The organism is Streptomyces sp. NPDC058678 (genome assembly GCF_042714835.1).
Lineage (GTDB): Bacteria > Actinomycetota > Actinomycetes > Streptomycetales > Streptomycetaceae > Streptomyces.
Map to the genome: position 1 here is coordinate 94745 of NZ_JBHXSG010000015.1, position 12944 is coordinate 107688.

The 12944-nt window shown below is 71.5% G+C and carries 12 protein-coding genes and 1 pseudogene; 7 read left to right on the top strand and 6 right to left on the bottom strand.

Features of this window, described 5'->3' with window-relative positions:
* Window positions 1-75: 75 nt before the first annotated feature.
* The 4 genes from ACFWWR_RS16460 to ACFWWR_RS16475 all read right to left on the bottom strand — a co-directional run bounded on the left by ACFWWR_RS16460 (window position 76) and on the right by ACFWWR_RS16475 (window position 4108).
* On the bottom strand, window positions 76-1158 hold the full coding sequence (locus ACFWWR_RS16460) for an acyl-CoA dehydrogenase family protein (protein ID WP_383866996.1): 1083 nt from the start codon (window positions 1156-1158) through the stop codon (window positions 76-78).
* On the bottom strand, window positions 1155-2336 hold the full coding sequence (locus ACFWWR_RS16465; RefSeq protein WP_384303836.1) for an acyl-CoA dehydrogenase family protein: 1182 nt from the start codon (window positions 2334-2336) through the stop codon (window positions 1155-1157). Before ACFWWR_RS16465 ends, ACFWWR_RS16460 begins: the two co-directional genes overlap by 4 nt.
* Window positions 2333-3310 (bottom strand): NADPH:quinone oxidoreductase family protein, encoded by a 978-nt coding sequence (locus tag ACFWWR_RS16470; protein WP_384303839.1) that lies wholly within the window; start codon window positions 3308-3310, stop codon window positions 2333-2335. The genes ACFWWR_RS16465 and ACFWWR_RS16470 overlap by 4 nt, the downstream gene beginning before the upstream one ends.
* 216 nt (window positions 3311-3526) lie before the next feature.
* Window positions 3527-4108: a helix-turn-helix domain-containing protein gene (locus ACFWWR_RS16475; protein WP_384303842.1), complete on the bottom strand. Its 582-nt coding sequence runs from the start codon at window positions 4106-4108 to the stop codon at window positions 3527-3529.
* Window positions 4109-4185: 77 nt separating this feature from the next.
* On the opposite strand from ACFWWR_RS16475, the gene ACFWWR_RS16480 reads away from it, so the two are divergent.
* The 6 genes and pseudogenes from ACFWWR_RS16480 to ACFWWR_RS16505 all read left to right on the top strand — a co-directional run bounded on the left by ACFWWR_RS16480 (window position 4186) and on the right by ACFWWR_RS16505 (window position 10065).
* A complete protein-coding gene (locus ACFWWR_RS16480; RefSeq protein WP_383867004.1) occupies window positions 4186-5118 on the top strand; it encodes an NAD(P)/FAD-dependent oxidoreductase in 933 nt (310 codons plus the stop codon).
* 29 nt (window positions 5119-5147) lie between these two features.
* Window positions 5148-6686 carry an ATP-dependent DNA ligase gene (locus tag ACFWWR_RS16485; protein WP_384303845.1) on the top strand — a complete coding sequence of 513 codons (1539 nt, stop codon included), beginning with the start codon at window positions 5148-5150 and terminating at the stop codon, window positions 6684-6686.
* Window positions 6683-6996, top strand: a pseudogene (locus ACFWWR_RS16490) (hypothetical protein). Before ACFWWR_RS16485 ends, ACFWWR_RS16490 begins: the two are co-directional and overlap by 4 nt.
* Before the next feature lie 77 nt (window positions 6997-7073).
* Window positions 7074-8459 (top strand): NADP-dependent succinic semialdehyde dehydrogenase, encoded by a 1386-nt coding sequence (locus ACFWWR_RS16495; RefSeq protein ID WP_384303848.1) that lies wholly within the window; start codon window positions 7074-7076, stop codon window positions 8457-8459.
* Window positions 8460-8484: 25 nt separating this feature from the next.
* The gene (locus tag ACFWWR_RS16500) at window positions 8485-8721 is read left to right on the top strand and encodes a DUF6213 family protein (protein ID WP_053751099.1); all 237 of its coding nucleotides are present in this window, start codon (window positions 8485-8487) and stop codon (window positions 8719-8721) included.
* 129 nt (window positions 8722-8850) lie between these two features.
* On the top strand, window positions 8851-10065 hold the full coding sequence (locus tag ACFWWR_RS16505; protein WP_384303851.1) for a cytochrome P450: 1215 nt from the start codon (window positions 8851-8853) through the stop codon (window positions 10063-10065).
* Window positions 10066-10168: 103 nt separating this feature from the next.
* On the opposite strand, the gene ACFWWR_RS16510 is transcribed toward ACFWWR_RS16505, so the two are convergent.
* A complete protein-coding gene (locus ACFWWR_RS16510; RefSeq protein ID WP_384303854.1) occupies window positions 10169-11395 on the bottom strand; it encodes an acyl-CoA dehydrogenase family protein in 1227 nt (408 codons plus the stop codon).
* A gap of 172 nt (window positions 11396-11567) precedes the next feature.
* Between ACFWWR_RS16510 and ACFWWR_RS16515 the strand changes: the two genes are divergently transcribed.
* Window positions 11568-12212 carry a TetR family transcriptional regulator gene (locus ACFWWR_RS16515; RefSeq protein ID WP_383867016.1) on the top strand — a complete coding sequence of 215 codons (645 nt, stop codon included), beginning with the start codon at window positions 11568-11570 and terminating at the stop codon, window positions 12210-12212.
* A gap of 54 nt (window positions 12213-12266) precedes the next feature.
* On the opposite strand, the gene def is transcribed toward ACFWWR_RS16515, so the two are convergent.
* Window positions 12267-12806, bottom strand: coding sequence for a peptide deformylase (gene def / locus ACFWWR_RS16520; RefSeq protein WP_383867018.1), 540 nt, complete (start codon window positions 12804-12806; stop codon window positions 12267-12269).
* Window positions 12807-12944 lie beyond the last annotated feature (138 nt).

Consider the following 12944-nt stretch of genomic DNA (forward strand, 5'->3'; position numbering starts at 1 on the left):
CTTCGTCGGAGCGGGGCGCACGAAGAAGCCCGCCCCTGCTCGGGCGGGCTTCTCGTCGGCTTCAGCCGGTGTACGTCAGGGAGCCTGGAGGCCGACGAGTTCGGCCACCGCCTCCCGGTGCGCGCCGGCCGTCCCGTACGCGATCGAGTCGGCCTTCGACCGCTTCAGGTACAGGTGGGCCGGGTGCTCCCAGGTCATGCCGATCCCGCCGTGCAACTGGACGGCTTCCTCGGCCGCGTGCACGGCGACGGAGCCCGCGTACGCCTGGGCGACGGCGACCGCCACGTCGGCGTCCTCGCCGGTCGCGAGCGCGTCCGCCGCGTTGCGGGCGGCGGCACGCAGGTTGACGACCTCCAGCCACAGCTGGGCGAGGCGGTGCTTGAGCGCCTGGAACCCGCCGACGGACCGGTTGAACTGCTTGCGCTCCTTGAGGTACCGGACGGTCTCCGTCAACGACCAGTCGGCGAGGCCGAGTTGCTCGGAGGCGAGCAGTCCGGCTCCGGCCCGCAGAGCCCGCCGTACGGCCGGCTCGGCGTCCCCGACGCGACGGGCGGAAGCACCGTCGAGGGTGACGGTCGCGAGCGGCCGGGTCAGGTCCAGCGAGACCTGCGGCGTGACGGTCACTGCGTCCGCGTCGACCGCGTACAGCCCGCCGTCCTCGGCCGGCACGAGCAGCACATCGGCCGCCGCCGCGTCCGCGATGCCGGTCAGCTCGCCGTGCAGGGTTCCGTCTTCCAGGCGTACGGCCTTGTAGGCGCCGCCGGGAGCGACGTTCAGGGCGACGGCGAGGGCGCCGATCCGCCGCCCGGACGCCAGGTCGGCGAGCAGGTCGCCGGCCTCGCAGGCCAGCAGCGCCTCGGTGGCGACGACGGCACTGGTGAGGTAAGGCACGGGGGCGACCGCGCGCCCCAACTCCTCCAGGACGACGGCGACTTCGCGATGCGTGGCGCCCTGGCCGCCCTGGGCCTCGGGCACCAGGAGCCCGGCGAGGCCCATGCCGTCGGAGAGCGCCTTCCACAGCGAGCGGTCGTGCGGCGCGTCGGACTCGGTGCGCGCGATCACACCCGCCGCGTCGCAGTGGTCCGTGAGCAGGTCGCGGACGGCGGCGCGCAGCGCGTCTTCCTCCTCCGAGTACAACAGGTCGGGCTGTGCGCTCATCGGGACAGGTCCTTCCAGGCGACGTCCTTGTCGGTGCGCGGCTCGGTGGGCAGGCCCAGGACGCGCTCGGCGACGATGTTCAGCAGGACCTCGGTGGTCCCGCCCTCGATGCTGTTGCCCTTGGAACGGAGGTAGCGGTAGCCGGCGTCGCGGCCGGTGAAGTCGACGAGTTCCGGTCGGCGCATGGTCCAGTCTTCGTACAACAGGCCCTCCTCGCCGAGGAGTTCGACCTCCAGGCCGCTGATCTCCTGGTTGAGGCGGGCGAACGCGAGCTTCATGCCGGAGCCCTCGGGGCCGGGCTGGCCGACGACCATCTGCTGGCGCAGCCGCTCGCCGGTGAGGCGGGCGACCTCGGCCTCGACCCACAGCTTGAGCAGACGCTGGTGGAGGTCGTGGGTGCGCAGTCCGGGGCGTTCGCGCCAGGTCTCTGTGATCGGGCCGATCATGCCGCCCTCGCGGGGCAGCCGCATGCCGCCGATGGCGACCCGTTCGTTGTTCAGCGTGGTCTGCGCGACCCGCCAGCCGTCGCCGACCTCGCCGAGGCGGCGGGAGTCGGGGATACGGACGTCGGTGAGGAAGACCTCGTTGAACTCGGCCTCGCCGGTGATCTGGCGCAACGGCCGGACCTCGACACCCGGGTCGGTCATGTCGCAGATGAAGTACGTGATGCCCCGGTGCTTGGGCACGTCCGGGTCGGTACGGGCGATGAGGATGGCCCAGCGGGCGAGGTGGGCGCTGGACGTCCACACCTTCTGCCCGTTGACGACCCATTCGTCGCCCTCCCGTACGGCCCGGGTCCCGAGCGCCGCGAGGTCGGATCCGGCGCCGGGCTCGCTGAACAGCTGGCACCAGACCTCCTCCCCCACCCACAGGGGCCGCAGGTACCGCTGCTTCTGCTCCTCCGTGCCGAATCCGAGGATCGTCGGCGCGGCCATCCCGAGGCCGATGCCGATCCGGCGCGGGTCGTTGTCGGGGGCGCCCGCCGCCTCCAACTCGGTGTCCACGACGGCCTGGAGGGAGCGCGGGGCACCGAGGCCGCCGAGGCCCTCCGGGTAGTGCACCCACGCCAGCCCCGCGTCGAAGCGGGCCCTCAGGAAGTCCGTCCGGTCGGTGGTCGCGGGCGGGTACGCGTCCAGCAACTGTGCGGTGCGGCGCCTGAGTTCGGTTGCGTCGGTCATGCCGCGCCTCCTTCGGTGCGGCCGGGGACGACGGCGACCCGGCCGGTGGTGACGCCGTCGGCGACCCGCTGGACCGCGGCCGCGGCGCCGCCCAGCGGCACGCGCTCGCTCACCAGCGGCTTGATCGCGCCCCGGGCGGCCAGCTCGGTGAGCCGTTCGTGGCAGTGCTGGACCAGCTTCGGGTTCTTGGTGTTGTACAGGCCCCAGTGCAGGCCGAGGACCGAGTAGTTCTTCACCAGGGCGTGGTTCAGCGACGGGCTGGGGATCGTCCCGCTCGCGAAGCCGACGACCACGATCCGGCCCTCGAAGGCGACGACCTTGGCCGACTGGGTGTAGGCCTCCCCGCCGACGGGGTCGTAGATCACGTCGGCCCCCCGGCCTCCGGTCGCCTCCTTCACGGCGGCGATGACGTCCTCGCTCCGCCGGTCGATCACCACGTCACAGCCCAGCTCCCGGGCGACGGCGACCTTGTCGGCGCCTCCCACGACACCGATCACGGTCGCGCCGGCCGCCTTCCCGAGCTGCACGGCCGCGCTGCCGACCCCTCCGGCGGCAGCGTGGACGAGCAGCGTCTCGCCGGCTTCCAGCCGTGCCCGCCGGTGCAGACCGAACCAGCCCGTCTGGTAGCCGATGTGCAGGGCGGCCGCCTCGGCGTCGTCCAGCGAGTCGGGGGCGGCCAGCAGAGCGGCGGCGTCCGCGACGGCGTACTCGGCGAAACCGCCGGACGGCAGCGCGGGGTTGGCGATGACCCGCCGCCCGTCCTCGGTCTCGCCGCAGATCTCCACACCCGGGGTGAACGGCAGCGGCGGCCTGACCTGGTAGTGGCCCCGGACCATGAGCACGTCCGGGAAGTTGATGTTCGCGGCACGCACCTTCAGCAGGACCTGGCCGTCACCTGGCGTGGGCCGCGCCACGTCCGCGAGGCGCATCACCTCGCCCGGCTCGCCGTTCTCGTGCACTTGCCATGCCTGCATGCGGGGCCTCCACGGGACTGTGTTTGTTTTGTTCGCCTCAGGAGCGCCTCAGCCGGTGTCGGGAGACCGACCGTGCTCAGCCCTTCGGGCCTCCGCGCGCTCGGCCTCCCCACACCGGCGCGCCCCTTCGGCTCACGTGTCGTCTGACCGGGGTCCCCCGCATACTAAGCGGTCGCTTGCCGATCAGGGAACAGTCGGATGCGTCACGAAACCGCGTCACGACCGCTTGGGCCGCGCCCGCACGTGCATCCGCTCGCCCTGCGGCCCGAAGAGGCTGAGGAACTCGACCGGCCCCTCCCCCGTCGACCCGAACCAGTGCGGCACGCGGGTGTCGAACTCGACGGCCTCCCCCGTGGTCAGCACGATGTCGTGATCGCCCAGCACCATCCTCAGCCGCCCCGACATCACGTACAGCCACTCGTAGCCCTCATGGGTCCGTGGCTCGGGCTCGCTCTCCTGCTGCGGCACCAGCACCTTGAAGGCCTGCAGGCCGCCGGGCTGGCGGGTGAGCGGCCAGTACGTGCGTCCGTGCCGCCTGATCGGCTCGGCCCGCACCCGGGGATCGCGCACCGCGGGCGCTCCCACCAGTTCGTCCAGCGCCACCTCGTGCGCCCGCGCGATCGGCAGCAGCAGCTCCAGGCTGGGCTTCCGCAGCCCCGACTCCAGCCGGGAGAGCGTGCTCACCGAGATGCCGGTCGCCTCGGACAGCCCGGCCAGCGTGGCCCCGCGTTCCTTCCGGATCCGCCGCAGCCTCGGGCCGACCTCGGCGAGGACCTCGTCCATGTCGTCGTCACTCATGAGCCCATTGCAGTTTCGGCAAATGCGTTTGTCAATGCGGCAGCCAAGAGAGACGGTCGCTGTGGAGGTGGTCACCAATGACCGAGAACTACGAAGTGGTCGTCGTCGGCGGCGGCGCGGCCGGGCTGTCCGCCGCGCTGGTCCTGGGCCGGGCCCGGCGCCACACGCTGGTCGTCGACGCGGGCGAGCCGCGCAACGCTCCCGCCGCGCACATGCAGGGCTATCTGTCCCGGGACGGCATGTCACCCGCCGACTTCCTGGCGGTCGGCCGCGAGGAGATCGCGCGGTACGGCGTCGAGCTGGTCCGGGACCGGGTGGTGGACGTCAGGAAGGGCTTCGCCGTGGACCTGGCCGGCGGGCGCACGGTGCACGCCCGCCGCCTGGTGATCGCGACCGGCCTCGAGGACGAGCTGCCCGAGGTCGCCGGCCTCGCCGGGCGCTTCGGCCGCGATGTGCTGCACTGCCCGTACTGCCACGGCTGGGAGGTCCGCGACCGGGCGTTCGGCGTGCTCGCCACCACCCCGATGAGCGTGCACCAGGCGTTGATCGTGTCCCAGTGGTCGAAGGACGTGACCTTCTTCCTGCACACGGTCGCCGAGGACGAGCTGTCGGACGACGACCTGCGCAGGCTCGCCGCGGCCGGGGTGAAGGTGGTGCCTGGCGAGGTCGCGGAGGTGAGGGTGGACGACGACCGGCTCACCGGTGTCCGTCTCGCGGACGGCACCGCCCACGACCGCGAGGTGCTGTTCGTGGCACCCCGGGCCGTGCCGCGGACCGATCTGCTCCGCCGCCTCGGCGCGGAGCTGCGCGAGACCCCGTTCGGCGCGTACCCCGTGGTCGACGAGACGGGTCTGACGACCGTCCCCGGTGTGTGGTCCGCGGGCAACGCGACGGGCTTCGCGGAGCAGGTCGTGAACGCGGCGGCCGGCGGCTACCGGGCCGCCGCCACGATCAACGGCGAGCTGCTGATGACGGACCTGGACGCGGCCGTCGCGGACGTCCGGGTGTAGACCGCCCGCCTCCGGTGCACCATGGCTGCATGCTGCTGACCCGGCTGGCCCAGGTGTCCCAGGAGGTCGCCGCGACCTCGGCGCGCTCCCGGAAGATCGCGCTCCTCGCCGAGCTCTTCCGGGACGCCGAGGCGGCGGACGTGCCGATCGTCATCCCGTATCTGGCGGGACGCCTGCCGCAGGGCCGGCTCGGCGTCGGCTGGAAGGTATTGAGCCGTCCGGTCGCCCCGGCCGTCGAGCCGACGCTGACCGTGCGCGAGGTGGACGCCCTGCTGAGCGCGCTGGGCAAGGTCTCGGGCGCCGGTTCGCAGGCCGAGCGGGCCCGGCTGGTCGGCGAGCTGATGGGCGCGGCCACGGAGGGCGAACAGCGGTTCCTGCTCGGCCTGATCAGCGGCGAGGTGCGGCAGGGCGCGCTGGACGCGGTCGCGATCGAGGGCCTGGCCCAGGCGACCGAGGCACCGTCGGCGGACGTACGGCGGGCCGTGATGCTCGCGGGCTCGCTCCAGACGGTGGCCGAGGCCCTGCTCGCGGACGGCTCCGCCGCCCTGGACCGCTTCCGGCTGACCGTCGGCCGCCCGGTCCTGCCGATGCTGGCGCACAGCGCCTCCTCGGTCGCCGAAGCGGTCCAGAAGCTGGGTTCCTGCGCGGTCGAGGAGAAGCTCGACGGCATCCGCGTCCAGATCCACCGCGACGGAGAGACCGTACGGCTGTACACCCGCACCCTGGACGACATCACCGACCGGCTGCCCGAACTGACGGCGGCCGCCCTTCAGCTGCGGGGTGAGCGCTTCATCCTGGACGGCGAGGTCATCGCCTTCGACGCGGACGGCCGCCCCCGCTCCTTCCAGGAGACCGCGGGCCGTGTCGGCTCCCGCGTGGACGTGACGACGGCGGCCGAAGCGGTCCCCGTCTCGCCCGTCTTCTTCGACGCCCTGTCCGTCGAGGACCGCGACCTGCTCGACCTGCCGTTCGCCGAACGGCACGCGGAACTGGCCCGGCTGGTGCCCGAGCCGATGCGGGTGCGCCGGACGCTGGTGTCCGGGCCGCAAAACGTGCACGCGGCCGAGGAGTTCCTTGCCGGGACACTGCAGCGCGGTCACGAGGGCGTCGTCGTGAAGTCCCTCGACGCGCCCTACAGCGCGGGCCGGCGTGGCGCGTCCTGGCTGAAGGTCAAGCCCGTCCACACCCTCGACCTGGTCGTCCTGGCCGCCGAGTGGGGCCACGGCCGCCGCACCGGCAAACTCTCCAACCTCCACCTCGGCGCCCGCACGGCGGACGGCTCCTTCGCGATGCTCGGCAAGACCTTCAAGGGCATGACCGACGCGATGCTGACCTGGCAGACCGAGCGGCTGCAGGAGCTGGCCGTGGACACCAACGGCTACGTGGTGACCGTACGCCCCGAACTCGTCGTCGAGATCGCCTACGACGGCCTGCAGAAGTCCACCCGCTACCCGGCCGGCGTTACCCTCCGCTTCGCCCGCGTGGTCCGCTACCGCGAGGACAAGCGCCCGGCGGAGGCGGACACGGTGGAGACACTGCTGGCAGCCCATCCGGAGGTCACACCATGACCGGGAAGCGCAGCGCGGGCCTGCTGCTGTTCCGCCGCACCGACCACGGCCGGCAGGTGTTGCTCGGGCACATGGGCGGCCCCTTCTTCGCGCGGCGCGAGGCGGGGGCGTGGAAGCGATCGAGGCGGACCTCGATCCGGCGACCGTCACCCCGGGCACCTTCCGGATGGAGTGGCCCCCGAGGTCCGGGCAGATTCAGGAGTTCCCGGAGCTGGACCGCGTGGCGTGGTTCGACCTGGACCGCGCGCGAGCCGTGATCGTCAAGGCGCAGACCGCGTTTCTCGACCGCCTGGCGGAGCACTCGGCCTGAGCGGAGGCCTACGCGTTGCGGTCCCCAGCGCCGCGCGGGAAGGTCGGAAACACAGTTCGTCCCCAGGAAGGTCAGCCATGCCCATCGCAACGGTCAACCCGGCGAACGGCGAGACACTCAAGACGTACGAAGCCATGGGCGAGGAGGAGATCGAGCGCCGGCTCCAGCTCGCGCAGGCCACCTTCCGCACCTACCGGGCGACGCCCTTCGCCGAGCGCGCCCGTCTCCTGCACCGGGCCGCCGATCTTCTCGACGAGGATCAGCAGGACATCGCCCGTGTGATGACCACCGAGATGGGCAAGCCGGTCAAGCAGGCCCGCGCCGAGGCCGGGAAGTGTGCGAAAGCGATGCGCTGGTACGCCGACCACGCGCAGGAGCTGCTCGCCGACGAGGAGCCGGCCGCCTCCGACGTCAAGGACTCCGGCGCCTCCCGCGCCCTGGTGCGCTACCGGCCGATGGGCCCGGTGCTCGCGGTGATGCCCTGGAACTTCCCGCTGTGGCAGGTGGTCCGGTTCGCGGCACCCGCGCTGATGGCGGGCAACGTGGGCCTGCTCAAACACGCCTCGAACGTGCCGCAGACCGCCCTGTACCTGGAGGACCTGTTCCACCGGGCGGGCTTCCCCGAGGGCTGTTTCCAGACCCTCCTCATCGGCTCCGCGGCGGTCGACGAGATCCTGCGCGACGAGCGGATCAAGGCGGCCACCCTCACGGGCAGCGAGCCCGCGGGCCGGGCGGTCGCCTCCACGGCCGGGGACATGGTCAAGAAGACGGTGCTGGAGCTGGGCGGCAGCGACCCGTACGTCGTGATGCCGTCCGCGGACATCGACCGCGCCGCCCAGACCGCGGTGACCGCGCGGGTGCAGAACAACGGGCAGTCGTGCATCGCCGCGAAGCGGTTCATCGTGCACACGGACGTGTACGACGCGTTCGCCGAGCGGTTCGTCGAGGGCATGAAGGCGCTGCAGATCGGCGACCCCCTGGAGGACGGGACGGAGGTCGGACCGCTCGCGAGCGCACAGGGCCGGGCCGACCTGGAGGAACTCGTCGACGACGCCCGGCGCGGTGGCGCGAGCGTGCTCTGCGGGGGCGAGCGGCCCGACGGGGCCGGCTGGTACTACCCGCCGACCGTCCTGGCCGGCATCACCCGCGAGATGCGCATCCACCGCGAGGAGGCGTTCGGGCCGGTCGCCACGCTGTACCGGGCCGCCGACCTGGACGAGGCCGTGCTGATCGCGAACGACTCGCCGTTCGGGCTGAGTTCCAACGTCTGGACGCGCGACGACACCGAGGTCGACCGTTTCGTACGGGATCTGGAGGCGGGCGGCGTGTATGTCAACGGAATGACGGCGTCCCACCCGGCGTTCCCGTTCGGCGGGGTCAAGCGGTCCGGGTACGGGCGTGAGCTGTCCGGGCACGGAATCCGGGAGTTCTGCAACATCACGACCGTATGGCACGGAGCGTGAGGCTTCCGCAGCTACGATCCCCTTTGTGAACCGCGAAGTGACTCTGCCTCTGATCGTCGACGACCGCGGGACCTTGCAGGTGGCTGCCGCCGACGTCAGCAAGTTGTTGCGGACGGTGGGCGGTCGGTGGCTGCATCTCGTCGAAGCCGGGGAGGACGGACTCGACGAGGACACGGTGGCGGCGTTGACCATCGAGTTGGCCAAGCTGGCCGATCGTATCGACGTGGCGTGCATCGCGCACAGCAGCGGGCAGACCGGATAGCGATCGCACTTCCGCAGCGCCTCATGTCCCCGATACGGAGTAGTTCCACGCGAGATCGTCATCCCCTCGGGAGATCGTGGACAGGGACCACACTGGGCCGCTGGCAGCGCCCCGACGAGACGGCGTGAGATGACCGAAGAGACGATCACCGAGATCCTGCCCCCCATCCGGCACTGGCCGGCGCTCGACCTGTCCGGCGTGGACTTCGACCCCGTGCTGACCGAGCTGATGAGCGAGGGCCCGATCACCCGCATCCAGCTGCCCGACGGCGAGGGCTGGGCCTGGCTGGTCACCCGCTACGAGGACGTACGCACGGTGGCCGACGACCCCCGGTTCAGCCGCGAGGCCGTCATGGAACGGCCCGTCACCCGGCTCGCCCCGCACTTCGTGTCGGCCGGTGCCACGGTCGGTCTTCTGGACCCGCCCGACCACACCCGGCTGCGCCGCTCGGTCGCCGCCGCCTTCACGGCGAAGGGCGTCGAGCGGATCCGCGACAAGTCCCGCCGGATGCTGGAGGAGCTGGTCGACGAACTGCTCCAGGACGGACCGCCGACCGACCTCTCGGCGACCGTGCTCACCCCCTTCCCCACCGCCGTGATCTGCGAGTTGCTGGGTGTCCCGGCGGCCGACCGGCACAGCATGCACACCTGGACCCGGCTGATCCTGTCCTCCCCGCACGCCACCCAGGTCGGCGAGAAGGCGAAGAACGAGATGGGCGCCTACTTCTCGGACCTCATCGCGCTGCGGGAAGGCTGCTCCGGCGAGGACGTCAGCTCGCTGCTGGGCGCCGCCGTGGGCCGAGGCGAGGTGACGTTGGAGGAGGCCGTGGGCCTCGCGGTGCTGCTCCAGATCGGCGGCGAGGCGGTCACCGACAACAGCGGCCAGATGTTCTACATCCTGCTGACCCGTCCGGACCTGGCCGAAAGGCTGCGCCGCGAGCCGGAGATCCGCCCGCAGGCCATCGACGAGCTGCTGCGCTACATCCCGCACCGCAACGCGGTCGGGCTGTCCCGGATCGCCCTGGAGGACGTGGGGATCAGGGGCGTACGGATCCGGGCGGGCGACGCGATCTACGTGTCGTACCTATCCGCGAACCGGGATCCGGACGTCTTCCCCTACCCGGAGACGATCGACTTCTCCCGCAGCCCGAACCCGCACGTGTCCTTCGGCTTCGGCCCGCACTCCTGCCCCGGCGGCATGCTCGCCCGGCTGGAGTCCGAGCTGCTGGTCGACGCGCTGCTGGACCGCGTGCCGGGGCTGAATCTGGCCGTGCCGGCGAACGAAGTGCCCTTCAAGAAGGGCACGTTGATCCGCGGCCCCGAGGCGCTTCCCGTCACGTGGTGAGCGGCCTCAGGGGCGCGGGGCTGCATCAGTCTGCGGCTCCGCCGCGTGGGCGCGACCAGCCACAGTCGGCCGGAAGACCACTACGGACCCACACCCTCGGGCGCTACCGGATCGGCATCCCCGACAAGGTCCGGGCGATCACCAACCGCTGGATCTCGCTCGTGCCCTCGAAGATCGTGTAGATCGCGGCGTCCCGGTGCATCCGCTCCACCGGGTACTCCCGCGTGTAGCCGTTCCCACCAAGGATCTGAACCGCCTGAGCCGTCACCGTCTTCGCCGTCTCGCTCGCGAACAGCTTCGACATCGACCCCTCGGCCGCCGTGAACTGCTTGCCGTTGATCGCCATCCAGGACGCTCGCCAGACCAGCAGCCGCGCCGCGTCGATGGACGTCCGCATGTCGGCGAGCTGGAACGCCACACCCTGGTTGTCGATGATCGGGCGGCCGAACTGCTCACGCGTCTTGGCGTAGTCGAGGGCGACCTCGTACGCGGCGCGGGCCGTACCGACGGCCATCGCACCCACGGCCGGCCGCGAGGCCTCGAAGGTGGCCATCGCCGCGTTCTTCACCCGCTCCCCGCCCGCCTTGGCCCGCTCACGGGCGCGGGCCAGCCGCTCGTCCAGCTTCTGCTTGCCGCCGAGGAGGCAGGAGCCGGGCAGCCGGACGTCCTCCAGAACGACCTCGGCGGTGTGCGAGGCGCGGATGCCGTGCTTCTTGAACTTCTGGCCCTGGGAGAGGCCGGGGGTGTTCGGCGGGACGATGAAGGAGGCGTGTCCCTTCGAGCCGAGCTCCGGGTCGACGACGGCGACGACCACGTGGACATTGGCGATGCCGCCGTTGGTCGCCCAGGTCTTGGTGCCGTTGAGGACCCACTCGTCCTTGGCCTCGTCGTACACCGCGCGGGTGCGCATGGAGGCGACGTCGGAGCCGGCGTCGGGTTCGGAGGAGCAGAACGCGGCGACCTTGACATCGTTGGCGTCGCCGTACATCTGGGGGATCCAGGTGCCGATCTGCTCCTCGGTGCCGTTGGCGAGGACGCCGACGGCGGCGAGACCGGTGCCGACGATGGAGAGGGCGATGCCCGCGTCGCCCCAGAAGAGCTCCTCCATGGCCATCGGTATGCCGAGGCCGGTGGGGTCGAAGTACTGCTGGGCGTAGAAGTCGAGGGAGTAGATGCCGACCTTGGCGGCCTCCTGGATGACCGGCCAGGGAGTCTCCTCACGCTCGTCCCATTCGGCGGCCGCGGGGCGGATGACGTCGGCGGCGAAGCCGTGCAGCCAGTCCCGCACCTCCTTCTGTTCGTCGTTGAGCTCCATGGTGAACTCGGCCATGTCCCCTCCAGCGGCTTTGCATGTGCGTGTTACTTACGGTAACCCGAGTCTGTTACCCGCGGGTAGGAAAAGTCAACTCCCGATGCCCGCTCGGCAGCCCGTTCGATGCCCCAGGCATGCTGGGTGTTAGTTTGCGCAGGCGTTACCTAATCAGCACGGGTGGGGAGAGCTCATGGACACCACACAGCGGACCGATCAGCAACGGTCCGCCGACCGCCGCCGGCGTGAGCTGCTGGAGGCCGCGGACAGAGTGGTGCTGCGCGACGGCCCGCAGGCCTCCATGAACGCCATCGCCGCGGAGGCAGGCATCACCAAGCCGATCCTTTATCGCCACTTCGGCGACAAGGGCGGACTTTACGCGGCCTTGGCCAAGCGGCACACGGACGCCCTGCTCGATTCCCTCCGTGCGGCGGTGGACGCTCCTGCGGACCGGCGGGACCGGGTGGAGGCGACGCTGGACACGTATCTGGCGGCGATCGAGGCGCGGCCTCAGGTGTACCGCTTCCTGATGCATCCGGCCGAGGGTGGTCAGGTCGGCGATCCGGGGTTCGACGTCAACAAGCACAGTGCGCCGCTGCTCCGCAGGATGGGCGAGGAGTTGGCGCAGGTCATCGAGGAGCGCGTGGATCTGGGGCCGGGCAGCCAGCAGCTGGCCCGGGTCTGGGGGCACGGGATCGTCGGGATGATGCACGCGGCGGGCGACTGGTGGCTGGGGGAACGGCCCTGCTCGCGGGCGGAGTTGGTGCGGAGTCTGGCCGACCTGCTGTGGGGGCGGCTCGCTGCGGCGGGGGACAAGGTGGGGGGCCCCGGGTTCTGACGGTCGCCCGTCGTCCACGGGCAGTGGGCACCCCGCGCCCCTGGGGACGTCCACTCACCGGCGCCAGGAGGCCCGGGCCGCCTGTCGCATCAGGCGTCTGTAGCGCCAGCCCTGCACGTGGTCCGCGTAGATCCTGCCTTCCACGTGGTCGTACTCGTGCTGCAGGCATCTCGCGAAGAAACCCGTGCCGTGGACGGTGATCGGCTCGCCCGTCACCGTGTACCCCTCGATCACCGCGTGGTCGTGGCGTTCCGTTCCCGCCTCCAGGCCCGGCAGGGACAGGCAGCCCTCCGGGCCGCGCAGGACGACTCCGTCCTTCTCGACGAGCGTGGGGTTCACCACGTGGCCCAGGTGGCGCACCTCTTCGTCGTCCGGGCAGTCGTAGACGAACACCCGTAGCGGCCGGCCGATCTGGTTCGCCGCCAGGCCCACGCCCTGAGCGGCGTACATGGTCGCGAACAAGTCCTCCACGAGTCCCGCCAGTTCGGGGCCGAAGTCGGTGACCTCCTCGCAGGGGGCGTGCAGAACGTCGTCGCCGAGCAGCGTGAGGGGCCGGACGCGCCCGTGGGCGCCCGGGATCGGGCCGTGTCGCATGGCCGCAAGGGTACGGTCCTCCCTGTCACGCGCATGTCGCGCGGGCGCCGCGATTCGGGAGTGCGAATGGATCTCGATAGGCTGAGGCCCACACCACGTTGCCGAAGGCAGGGGCGCGGCGCGTACGCAAGGAGGATC

Bases quoted from the DNA above. Each gene is read 5' to 3' on its own strand.
- ACFWWR_RS16460 (WP_383866996.1), bottom strand. From the start codon at position 1,158: ATGAGCGCACAGCCCGACCTGTTGTACTCGGAGGAGGAAGACGCGCTG.
- ACFWWR_RS16465 (WP_384303836.1), bottom strand. From the start codon at position 2,336: ATGACCGACGCAACCGAACTCAGGCGCCGCACCGCACAGTTGCTGGAC.
- ACFWWR_RS16470 (WP_384303839.1), bottom strand. From the start codon at position 3,310: ATGCAGGCATGGCAAGTGCACGAGAACGGCGAGCCGGGCGAGGTGATG.
- ACFWWR_RS16475 (WP_384303842.1), bottom strand. From the start codon at position 4,108: ATGAGTGACGACGACATGGACGAGGTCCTCGCCGAGGTCGGCCCGAGG.
- ACFWWR_RS16480 (WP_383867004.1), top strand. From the start codon at position 4,186: ATGACCGAGAACTACGAAGTGGTCGTCGTCGGCGGCGGCGCGGCCGGG.
- ACFWWR_RS16485 (WP_384303845.1), top strand. From the start codon at position 5,148: ATGCTGCTGACCCGGCTGGCCCAGGTGTCCCAGGAGGTCGCCGCGACC.
- ACFWWR_RS16495 (WP_384303848.1), top strand. From the start codon at position 7,074: ATGCCCATCGCAACGGTCAACCCGGCGAACGGCGAGACACTCAAGACG.
- ACFWWR_RS16505 (WP_384303851.1), top strand. From the start codon at position 8,851: ATGACCGAAGAGACGATCACCGAGATCCTGCCCCCCATCCGGCACTGG.
- ACFWWR_RS16510 (WP_384303854.1), bottom strand. From the start codon at position 11,395: ATGGCCGAGTTCACCATGGAGCTCAACGACGAACAGAAGGAGGTGCGG.
- ACFWWR_RS16515 (WP_383867016.1), top strand. From the start codon at position 11,568: ATGGACACCACACAGCGGACCGATCAGCAACGGTCCGCCGACCGCCGC.
- def (WP_383867018.1), bottom strand. From the start codon at position 12,806: ATGCGACACGGCCCGATCCCGGGCGCCCACGGGCGCGTCCGGCCCCTC.